Raw genomic sequence first — 9353 nt, forward strand, 5'->3', positions numbered from 1 at the left:
TCTCCCTTTAATTAGAATAATGGTGTTCCGGACATGTCTGCCGGTTGTTCAAGGTCTAGCAGTTTCAACATTGTCGGCGCCAGATCGGATAAGATACCGCCTTCACGAAGGTCAATGTCGGTCTTTGTAATGATGACCGGCACTGGATTCGTCGTATGCGCCGTCATCGGTTTGCCTTCAAGCGTTACGACCTCATCAGAATTGCCGTGGTCCGCCGTGACGATCGCTGTTCCGCCTTTCAGTAAGAGCGCATCAATAATTCTACCGAGGCACACATCGACTGTTTCAATCGCTTTGATCGTCGGTTCGAGCAATCCGCTATGACCGACCATATCTGGATTTGCAAAATTGAGGATGATCGCATCTTGTCGATCAGCTTCAATTTCCGCAAGCAGCGCTTCCGTCACTTCGACTGCGCTCATTTCTGGCTTCAAGTCATACGTAGCCACCTTCGGACTGGCAATTAAAATCCTTGTTTCACCTTCGAACTCTTCTTCCCGACCGCCACTCATGAAAAATGTTACATGAGGATATTTCTCCGTTTCCGCAATACGCAATTGACGGAGTCCATTGTTCGATAGCACTTCACCAAGTGTGTTGGTCAAGTCGACATTCGTAAACACGACATCCGCTTGTACGTCTTCACTATAATGTGTAAACGTCACGAATTTTACTTGTTCCAATGATTTTGGTCCGGTATGGAAGCCGTCAAACTTCGGATCCGTGAATGCCCGTGACAATTGAATCGCTCGGTCCGGTCTGAAGTTGAAGAAAACGACCGCATCTTCATCTTCAATCGTTGCGACAGGTTGTCCATCTTGCTCCACGACAAACGGGATCACGAATTCATCATGTACTAGTTCGTCATACGAAGCTAAAACTCCTGCCATCGCCGTTTGAAAACGAGCTCCTTCTCCGTCGACAATTGCACGGTAAGCACTTTCTACGCGGTCCCATCGTTTATCGCGGTCCATTGCGTAATAGCGACCCGATACCGTAGCAATCTTCCCGACACCGATGCCTTCCATCACTTCTTCGGTCTTCTCAATATAGCCAGGTGCAGTTTGCGGACCTACATCCCGGCCGTCTAAAAATGCATGGACATATACTTTTTCGATGCCATTCATTTTCGCAAGACGAAGCAAAGCGAATAAATGCTCGTAATGGCTATGTACGCCACCATCGGACAGCAAGCCCATCAGATGCAACGCTGAGCCTTTTTGTTTCACATGCTCAATTGCACGGAGCAACGCTGCATTCATCATGAAATCGCCGTCTTTGATCGATTTATTAATGCGCGTTAGGCTTTGGTAGACAATTCTACCCGCTCCGATATTCAAGTGTCCCACTTCCGAATTGCCCATTTGGCCTTCCGGAAGACCGACCGCTTCACCACAAGCTGTAAGCGTCGAATGAGGATAGTTGTTCCATAAAATATCGAAATTCGGCGTGTTCGCTTGCGCTACCGCATTGCCATACTTTTCATCCCGCAATCCGAAACCGTCTAAGATGATCAATGCAACAGGTGCTTTAGGCATGGCTTGCAACCTCAATCATTTTCACGAATGAATCTGCTTCAAGGCTTGCGCCACCGACAAGCGCACCGTCGATATGTTCCATGGACAGCAACTCGCCTAGATTGCCAGGCTTCACACTGCCGCCGTATTGGATACGGATTGCTGCAGCTGTCTGTTCATCATACAAGTGATCTATTTCCACACGGATTGCTTCACAAACAATATTCGCATCTTCGGCAGTCGCTGTTTTGCCTGTACCGATCGCCCAAATTGGTTCGTACGCAATGATCGCATTTTTCGCTTGTTCTGCTGTGACGCCTTCAAATGCTTTCTGTACTTGCAACGCAACTGTTTCTACCGTTTTTTCTGCTTCCCGTTCAGCAAGGCTTTCCCCAACACAAACGATTGGTGTCAATTGATTCGCAAATGCTGCCAGTACTTTCTTGTTCACCGTTTCATCGGTTTCATTGAAATATTGACGACGCTCCGAATGCCCTAAAATGACATACGGAATGTGCAATGCAGATAACATCTTCGGGCTTACTTCGCCTGTAAATGCGCCCTCCGCCACGTCATGCATCGTTTGCGCACCGATTTGCAATGAACGGCCTTCCGTCATTGACTGAAGCGCTGCCAAATAGAGAGAAGGTGGACAAACGACTGCGTCGACTTGTTCGGACTGCGGCAAGCGTTCGTTCACTTCTGTAACAAATTGCTTCGCTTCCTCCATCGTCTTATACATCTTCCAGTTTCCTGCAATGATTCGTTTCCGCAAAGTTTTCCCTCCTAATTATCGATCTTTCAATACCGTTACGCCCGGAAGTTCTTTCCCTTCCATGAATTCCAAGGAAGCGCCTCCACCTGTAGACACGTGATCCATCTTCTCCGCAACGTCAAATTTCTCAACAGCTGCAGCAGAATCACCACCACCGATTACGGTATATGCTTCGGTTTCTGCCATTGCCAATGCCACTTCTTTCGTTCCAGCTGAAAACGGCGCCATTTCAAATACGCCCATCGGCCCGTTCCAAATGACAAGTTTCGAGTTACGGATGACGTCCGCATACAATGCAGCCGTTTCAGGTCCGATATCGAGCCCCATCCAACCGGATTCAATCGCATCGATCTTCACCGTTTGAACGTTCGCCTCTTCAGAAAATGCATCCGCTACGACCGCATCGATTGGCAAGTACAAATTGACGTTCTTTTCTTTCGCTTTTTGAATAAACGACTGTGCGAGTTCAATCTTATCTTCTTCAACAAGTGAATTGCCTGTTTCATATCCTTGTGCTTTTGTGAATGTATAGGAAAGACCGCCACCGATCAATAAATTGTCGACGTTGTCCAACAAATTATCAATGACACCAATCTTGTCCTTTACTTTCGCACCTCCGATAATCGCAGTAAAAGGACGATCCGGATCCGATAACGCTTTGCCAAGGACATCCAGTTCCTTTTGGAGCAAGAAACCACTTACCGCAGGGATATGCGCAGCAATTCCAGCAGTGGACGCATGTGCACGGTGAGCAGCACCGAACGCATCGTTGACAAATACATCCGCAAGTGCAGCAAACTGCTTTGCAAGTTCCGCGTCGTTTTTCTCTTCCCCTGCATGGAAACGGACGTTTTCAAGCAACACAACGTCGCCATCGTTCATCGCAGCTACTGCTTGTTCTACGTCTGCTCCAATCGAGTCGTCAAGCTTCGTCACGTGTTTACCAAGAAGTTCAGCCAATCGTTCACCAACAGCTGAGAGGCGTAATTCCTCTTTCACTTCCCCTTTTGGTCTCCCTAAATGACTCGCTAAAATGACTTTTGCGCCCGTTTGGACCAAATACGTAATCGTCGGTACGGCTGCACGGATTCTTGTATCGTCCGTCACTGTACCGTTTTCCATCGGGACATTGAAATCCACCCGGCAAAATACGCGCTTTCCTGTTAGGTCCATATCCTTGATCGTCTGTTTGGCATTCATGTAAACTGCACACCTCCAAGAGTAGTAACGCGTACGAACAGTAAGCTGTTTCATACGCACGCTAGTAAAAAGGAGGAACGGGTTGTACACCGTTCCTCCTACCCATTTATCTATTATAAGGTGTAGCCTATCGATTGGCTATGATTTATATTGATTGGCCTCAAATGCCTTGTTTTTGCATATAAAGTGCCAAGTCGATGCAACGTGCAGAGTAGCCCGACTCGTTGTCATACCAAGAAATAACTTTCACCATGTTGTTATCCAACACCATCGTAGAAAGTGCGTCAACTGTGGATGAAGCCGTGTTGCCATTGTAGTCTCTTGAGACGAGTGGAATTTCATTATAGTAAAGAATGTTTTTCAATTCATTTTCAGATGCATGCTTCAGTGCAGCATTCACATCTTCCACTGTAACGTCTTTTGACAGTTCGACAACGAAATCGACAAGTGACACATTCGGCGTCGGTACACGTACCGCCATGCCATCAAGTTTCCCTTTTAGTTCCGGAATGACTTTTGTCACCGCTGATGCAGCACCCGTTGTCGTCGGAATCATAGACTCAGCTGCCGCTCTTGCTCTACGGTAGTCGTCATGTGGCAAATCCAAAATACGTTGGTCGTTCGTGTAGGAATGCACGGTTGTCATCATCCCGCGTTCGATGCCGAACTGGTCATTCAACACTTTTACGACAGGCGCCAGACAGTTCGTCGTACAAGAAGCGTTGGACACGACTTTATCCGTTTGCGCATCGTATTCGTGTTCATTAACACCCATGACGAGCGTTTTCACGTCGCCTTTCGCAGGTGCAGACAAGATCACTTTTTTCGCGCCCGCTTCGATATGTTTCATCAACCCTTTTTCGTCTCTGAACACACCTGTGGATTCGATGACGACGTCCACACCTAAGTCTCCCCATGGCAATTGCGCTGGGTCTTTTTCTGCGTAAACTTTAATCTTCTTCCCGTTGACGACAAGATGATTGTCTTCTGAACCGACTTCCGCGTCAAAAATTCCGTGCACAGAATCGTATTTCAATAAATGCGCCAACATCGGTGCGTCCGTCAAATCGTTAACCGCAACAATTTCAAGTTCTTCGTGCTTGCTTGCCTCTCTGAATACAACTCTTCCAATCCGTCCGAATCCGTTAATCGCTACTTTTAATGTCATTTGAATTCCCTCCAAATATGGTTGATGTCGTTAAGACGTACTCTCTAATTTACGGATGATTTCCAGTGCTGCCCCTTCATCCGTCACAAGAAGCGTTTGCTCAGGCGCACTCGCCATATACGCAGCAATCGCGTCCGCTTTCGCCTTGCCACCTGCAACGGCGATGATGAGCGGCACTTTTTTCAACTGCTCGGTTTGAATGCCGACTGTTCTGATCCTGTGTACAATCTTGCCATTTTCATCGAAATAATATCCGAACGCTTCACCTTTTGCGCCATCTTGTTGCAGTTTTTCCGTTTCTTCGCTCGGTGTATTGCGCATTTCAGCCATCCGTTGTGCATCCCCGATTCCGTGAATGACACAATCGGTCTTTTCATACAAATCGATCATCTTCTGCGCCGTCGGTTCCTTTTTGAACACTTCATGCGCTTCACCACTGAGTGACTCAGGATAGTAAAACGTGCTATACGTCCCACCACACGCATGGGCAAACGAGGCTGCGATAACGTTCGCTTGTAGGCCGATGTCATTCCCCACACCACCTCTTGCTGCAATAAAGTGCAAGTGCGCGGCTCGTTCAAACGAGTGCATATAGTGTGGGATCGCCGCAACCGATGTCCCACCGGTAACCGCGACAATTTCTCCGTCACCAATGCGCTCCGTAAATTCGTTCGCTGCTTCTTTCGCCAACAAGTTTTTCACCGCATCATTGGCATCACTATCGCCCGGCACAATTTTCACATGCTCGATGTGCAATAAACGCTGCAGCTTTCTCTCGATCAAGCCGTGTCCCGTCCACTCATCGATGCTTGGCTGAAGAGCCGCCCGCACTTTTGCCCCTTCCGCAGTAATCGTCGTTCCTTCTTTTGCGATTCGAATGAGATCCAATTCGCGCAAGCTCTCCATCTCATTTCGACACTCGCGCTCCGACAAACCCGCAAGCAAACTTAACGGCCTCCGCCCAATCGGCCCGGACATCTCAATGAAAGTCAATAATTTATAACGTCGATGGAGTACATCCACCATTTCTGGCACAAGCTTTCGTTGCGCCTCGAGTATATTCGAGTTCACGGAAAGCCTCACTTTCTAGTAGGACACTTTATGCCCACCCATTAATATTTTGTCCCACCTATTGCAAAAAAATATAGTTGATACTGCAAGTATATACCTCTTCACTAGTATATTCAAACTTTTTTAGTTTATTTGGGGAAATGAATGACAATCCGTTAGTAAATCGCATGTCCTTCCTTTTCATATACTTGGATTTTCGCATATTGATTTTAGGTCAATAGCACTCAAATAAAAAAATACAAGAGAATGGTCTCTCGTATCTTCTGTATCTCTTTTATTCCATTAGCGTACCCGTGTGTGAAAGTCTCATATCAATTGTTTTTTCATATATACCTTCGTTCCATCTTGACCTACGAGAATCCACCCTTGTTTAGTGTAAAATGATACATTTTCAGTGAATAAAACATGAGTAGCCAATTCCATCTCTAAATACCCTTTATGTCTAGTCTCTTGTTCTGCAAAGTTCAGTAAAAACTTCCCTAACCCTTTACCTTGAAAGTCAGGATCTATTGCAATATTAGCAAGTGATGCATGATCTTCTTCAAATACTAATACTAATCCAGCAATTATTTGATGTTTATTCTCCACCACCCAAACTGGAAAAAAAGCTATTTCATCCTTATAATTTACATTCATTGGAGGTAGAGTTTGAATATCTATCCGATCCGCATACTGTAAATAGGCTTTATGCATACATTTCTGAAGCCCATCAGCATCACTTACATCTGCTTTTCTTATAGTCCAATTAATCATTCTTAAAGGTCTCCTTCAACTTACGATTCCAGAAAATATTTAAATTCATATTCATTACATAAATAGTTATCGTAGTGCATGTGCGTTCATTCATTACTAACAAATAAACGAATCAATCATCACATCATTGCCCAATCATTGTTTAACACAACTCCAGTAAATCGACATACCCGATCGCTCCAAACAACAATACTTCCCCGTCTTTCTCAATGACCGGGATCATCAGCATATACTGCTCATGCTTTTCATCATCCGATTCAATATCAATCGTCGTCCACGTAAGCGGAAAGTCTTCTTGGACAAGCTTCATCATAGACTCCGCTTCGTCGCATAAGTGACACCCTTTTTTCGTATAAAACTGCACATGCATGCACAAGCACCTCGACTCTCCATTTTCTTTAGTATAAAAGAAAGAGGAGGCCTTGCAACTGATTTGCAAGCCTCCTCCTGTTCATTACCAACTACGGCCGCCTCCTCCGCCGCCACCGGAGCCGCCACCGCCTGAGAAACCACCGCCTGAGCCTCCACCGAATCCGCCGCCTCCACCGAAGCCACCGCCGCCGAACGAGCCCGGGAAAAAGACGGGACCACTTCTGCTTCTTCCGCGTCCTCCACGACCACCTCCACCGCCGCCGCGACCACCGGAGAACATGCCGATAAGGACGATGATGATGAAAATGACGACAGGCGCCGGAATGCCTAAGCCTGAATCACCACGTTCAAGTGGTTGAACGTCAGCCAACTCGCCATTCCAGCCGTATTCTTTAGCAATTTCGTTGTAATACGATTTGTACGCTTCCATAATGGCAAGGTCGGGTTGCTCATTCTCTAGATACGGTACCGCCACTTCATCCATGATGCGACCGACTTTCCCGTCCGGCAACGCACCTTCTAGCCCGTAACCCGTGGACAACTCAAAATGTCGATCATCTTCGGAATTCGGCGTAGTCGTCACAACGAGCAACGCACCGTTATTTTTGTCCGCTTTCCCGAGTTTGTATTCTCGTAGTGCATCGACTGCGAACTGTTCAATCGGCTCGTCACCAATACTCGGCAACGTCAATACGACGAGCTCAGCAGTTGTTCCTTCATCCAACTGTTTACCGAGCCGATTCAATTCTGCTTTCTGCTCGTTCGATAAAATCCCAGCACGATCTTGGATATATTGATCCGCCGCATTCCACGGAGGGATGTCAGCTGCGAACGTCCCTCGTGGTAACATAATCAAAACGAGACAGGCAGCTAAAAGGAAGCTGACGGTCCGACGAATCAATCTTTGTCATCTCCGAAATCAACTTCAGGCGCTTCATTCGCAGCTGCATCCGCTTTAAAATATTCCTTCTCACCAAAACCAAACATCGACGCGACGAGTCTACCCGGGAAACGTTTCGTCTGCTTATTGTAATCAGCAACGACAGTATTGTAGTCTTGTCGGGCAACTGCTATCCGGTTTTCCGTACCTGCCAACTCATCCATCAATTGCGTAAAGTTCTGATTCGCCTTCAAATCCGGATAATTTTCCACAACGACGAGCAATCGACTCAACGCACTCGACAACTCAGAATCCGCAGCCGCCTGCTCTTCCGGCCCACTCGCACCCGCAAGCTTTGCACGCGCCTCCGAAATTTGCGTCAGCACTTCCTTCTCATGACTCGCATATCCTTTCACCGTATTTACCAAGTTTGGAATCAAATCCAACCTCCGCTGCAACTGATTCTCCACTTGTGCATACGACTGATCCACATTCTCCTCTAGATTGACAAACTTGTTGTAACTCGGCACGAAAATAAGACCAAGCACAACTACAATTGCAATGATAATGCCAATCGGTCCAAGTAATTTCTTCATCCAACCACTCCCTTATTTACTCATAGTTCCATACCCTACATCGCCTGCTTACTAAACGTGTCCTCATCCACCATAAGCCTATGACAGAAATCCACATTTCAAACCAATGATTCAGCCATCTCCAGGAAAGTTTCGTTGTCAAACGCAAGTATGCTGCTTTTTTTAGCAAAGACGATTTTGGTCAATGAACTTGAAGCGCTCCTATTTCCGTTATCACCGATTCTCGGCGTGTTATCACCGTTTCTCGGTCGTTTATCACCGGTTTAGCACACGTTATCACCGTTTCTCCCACGTTTATCACCGATTCTCCTTTTTCACGATGTTTCCCTTAAATGAACCCGTTAATTTGTCAAAACCCATTCAGCGCGATTCATTATTCCATCACACAAAGAAACCACCCACGTTTATGGAGCAAAGACAGATTGCAAATGCGGCATGCTTCTTCAAAACGCGGCATTATTTATCCGTTCGCCGCATAATCCAGTAAAATGCCGCATAACCTCTCTACTGTTCCTTAAACGAAAACCGTTAATTGGTCAAAACCCATTCAGCGCGATTCATTTAATCCATCACACAAAGAAACCACCCACGTTTATGGAACAAGGACAGTTTGCAATTGCGGCATGCTTCCTTCAAACACCGCATACTTTAACGGAACGCGGCATACTTCTTCAAAACGCCGCATTACTTAACCGTTTGCCGCATAACTCGGCAGAACTCCGCATTACTCAGCCGTTCGCCGCATAATCCAGCAAAATGTCGCATAACCTCTCTACTGTCCCTTAAACGAAAACCATTAATTTGTCAAAACCCATTCAGCGCGATTCACCTAATCCATCACACAAAGAAACCACCCACGTTTATGGAGCAAGAACAGCTTGCAAATGCGGCATGCTTCGGTGACGTACAATAGTCTGTGTAAACACAAAAAAGATAGGGCATCCTCAAGGTTAATCACTACAAAAACCAAGGAGGATGCACTATCTATGTCTAGTATAATCGATAATCTCTTTTCTAATCA

The 9353-nt window shown here is 46.3% G+C and carries 10 protein-coding genes; 1 reads left to right on the forward strand and 9 read right to left on the reverse strand.

All coding sequences use genetic code 11. The features are described from left to right. Window positions 1-11: 11 nt before the first annotated feature. The 9 genes from gpmI to QT711_RS18375 all read right to left on the reverse strand — a co-directional run bounded on the left by gpmI (window position 12) and on the right by QT711_RS18375 (window position 8332). A complete protein-coding gene (gpmI, locus tag QT711_RS18335) occupies window positions 12-1538 on the reverse strand; it encodes a 2,3-bisphosphoglycerate-independent phosphoglycerate mutase (protein ID WP_317946659.1) in 1527 nt (508 codons plus the stop codon). Next, entirely contained in the window at window positions 1531-2292 is a 762-nt protein-coding gene (gene tpiA, locus QT711_RS18340; protein WP_317946661.1) for a triose-phosphate isomerase, read from the reverse strand. Before tpiA ends, gpmI begins: the two co-directional genes overlap by 8 nt. A gap of 15 nt (window positions 2293-2307) precedes the next feature. Continuing rightward, window positions 2308-3492 (reverse strand): phosphoglycerate kinase, encoded by a 1185-nt coding sequence (locus QT711_RS18345; RefSeq protein WP_317946663.1) that lies wholly within the window; start codon window positions 3490-3492, stop codon window positions 2308-2310. Window positions 3493-3652: 160 nt separating this feature from the next. Continuing rightward, on the reverse strand, window positions 3653-4660 hold the full coding sequence (gene gap, locus QT711_RS18350) for a type I glyceraldehyde-3-phosphate dehydrogenase (RefSeq protein WP_317946665.1): 1008 nt from the start codon (window positions 4658-4660) through the stop codon (window positions 3653-3655). A gap of 30 nt (window positions 4661-4690) precedes the next feature. Then, window positions 4691-5731 carry a sugar-binding transcriptional regulator gene (locus QT711_RS18355; protein ID WP_317946666.1) on the reverse strand — a complete coding sequence of 347 codons (1041 nt, stop codon included), beginning with the start codon at window positions 5729-5731 and terminating at the stop codon, window positions 4691-4693. A gap of 306 nt (window positions 5732-6037) precedes the next feature. Next, window positions 6038-6484, reverse strand: a complete 447-nt coding sequence (locus QT711_RS18360) for a GNAT family N-acetyltransferase (protein WP_317946668.1) — start codon at window positions 6482-6484, stop codon at window positions 6038-6040. Between the two features lie 142 nt (window positions 6485-6626). Beyond that, the gene (locus tag QT711_RS18365; protein ID WP_317946669.1) at window positions 6627-6854 is read right to left on the reverse strand and encodes a glutaredoxin family protein; all 228 of its coding nucleotides are present in this window, start codon (window positions 6852-6854) and stop codon (window positions 6627-6629) included. Window positions 6855-6938: 84 nt separating this feature from the next. Then, window positions 6939-7757 carry a TPM domain-containing protein gene (locus QT711_RS18370; protein WP_317946671.1) on the reverse strand — a complete coding sequence of 273 codons (819 nt, stop codon included), beginning with the start codon at window positions 7755-7757 and terminating at the stop codon, window positions 6939-6941. Then, window positions 7754-8332 carry a LemA family protein gene (locus QT711_RS18375; RefSeq protein WP_317946673.1) on the reverse strand — a complete coding sequence of 193 codons (579 nt, stop codon included), beginning with the start codon at window positions 8330-8332 and terminating at the stop codon, window positions 7754-7756. The genes QT711_RS18370 and QT711_RS18375 overlap by 4 nt, the downstream gene beginning before the upstream one ends. 135 nt (window positions 8333-8467) lie before the next feature. On the opposite strand from QT711_RS18375, the gene QT711_RS18380 reads away from it, so the two are divergent. Next, window positions 8468-8599 (forward strand): hypothetical protein, encoded by a 132-nt coding sequence (locus QT711_RS18380; protein WP_317946674.1) that lies wholly within the window; start codon window positions 8468-8470, stop codon window positions 8597-8599. Window positions 8600-9353: the final 754 nt, after the last annotated feature.

The organism is Sporosarcina saromensis, assembly GCF_033253735.1.
GTDB lineage: Bacteria > Bacillota > Bacilli > Bacillales_A > Planococcaceae > Sporosarcina > Sporosarcina saromensis.

Excerpts from the sequence above, each read along its gene's own strand:
- gpmI (WP_317946659.1), bottom strand. The coding sequence starts at position 1,538 with ATGCCTAAAGCACCTGTTGCATTGATCATCTTAGACGGTTTCGGATTG.
- QT711_RS18345 (WP_317946663.1), bottom strand. The coding sequence starts at position 3,492 with ATGAATGCCAAACAGACGATCAAGGATATGGACCTAACAGGAAAGCGC.
- gap (WP_317946665.1), bottom strand. The coding sequence starts at position 4,660 with ATGACATTAAAAGTAGCGATTAACGGATTCGGACGGATTGGAAGAGTT.
- QT711_RS18360 (WP_317946668.1), bottom strand. The coding sequence starts at position 6,484 with ATGATTAATTGGACTATAAGAAAAGCAGATGTAAGTGATGCTGATGGG.
- QT711_RS18365 (WP_317946669.1), bottom strand. The coding sequence starts at position 6,854 with ATGCATGTGCAGTTTTATACGAAAAAAGGGTGTCACTTATGCGACGAA.
- QT711_RS18375 (WP_317946673.1), bottom strand. The coding sequence starts at position 8,332 with ATGAAGAAATTACTTGGACCGATTGGCATTATCATTGCAATTGTAGTT.